General features: G+C 72.9%; 1 protein-coding gene. It reads left to right on the top strand.

Annotated elements, in window-relative coordinates; genetic code table 11:
* Nucleotides 1–940 (top strand): ATP-binding protein (locus tag AOK22_RS38750; protein WP_167357947.1); only part of this gene is annotated, 940 nt, incomplete at both ends.

The following is a 940-nucleotide window of genomic DNA, read 5'->3' as shown; positions in this document are numbered from 1 at the left end:
CCCTGGAGGCCCGCCTCGCCGAGGACGCAGCCGCCTGGCAGTGGCGCGTCGACCGCCAGCAGGAACTGCTCGCCCGCCTCGGCGACGAGTTCCTGCCCGCGGCCCTGAAGGGCCTGCGCTCCGGCGAGGCCATCGACGACGTCCTGCCGCCGCTCGCGCAGGAGACCGAGGTGACGCCGGAGTACCGCCAGGAGCTGCGCAAGGTCCTGCGGACCGGACTGATCGCGGTCGAGGAGGAGTTCAACCGCAGCACCTCCGCCGAACAGGCCGTCATCAGCATCGGCAGTCGGCTCCACGTCCTCACCGGCAAGATCCGCGGCCGGCTGCACGAGATGCAGGGCGAGCACGGCCGCTCGCCCGCCGTCGCCCAGGGACTCATGGAGCTGGACCAGGCGATCGGCCCCGCCGACTGTCTCGCCGCCAGCATCGGCGTCCTCGGCGGCACGGACCGCCCCGGCCGGCAGTGGCAGGAGCCGCAGCGCCTGCTCAGCGTGGTCCGCGGCGGCATCGGCCGCATCAAGGACTTCGACCGCGTCCAGGTGCGCCAGCTGCCCGAACTGGGCGTCGACGGCGGCCTGGTCGACCACCTCACGCTGATCTTCGCCCACCTCCTGGACAACGCGGCCCGCTACTCGCCGCCCACCGAGCCCGTGATCGTGTCGGGCAAGGAGGTGCCCAACGGCGTGGGCATCGAGATCCAGGACGCGGGCAAGGGCCTGAGCGACGAGAAGAAGCAGCAGGCGCTCGACTCCCTGGAGGGCATCGCCGCGGGCCCCGGCCTCGGCGGCCTCTCGGAGGACGCCAACCTGGGCCTGCGCGTCGTGGGCACCCTCGGCCGCAAGTACGGGATCCGTGTCACCTTCGCGGACTCGCCGTGGCTCGGCACGTCCGTCGTCGTGGTCGTCCCGCACAAGTACTTCAGCCAGCTCCCCGCCGCGGC

Source organism: Streptomyces silaceus, assembly GCF_001419745.1.
Classification (GTDB): domain Bacteria; phylum Actinomycetota; class Actinomycetes; order Streptomycetales; family Streptomycetaceae; genus Streptomyces; species Streptomyces silaceus.
Note: the sequence above shows the minus strand (reverse complement) of the source record. Positions and strands in the feature narration are given on the sequence as shown.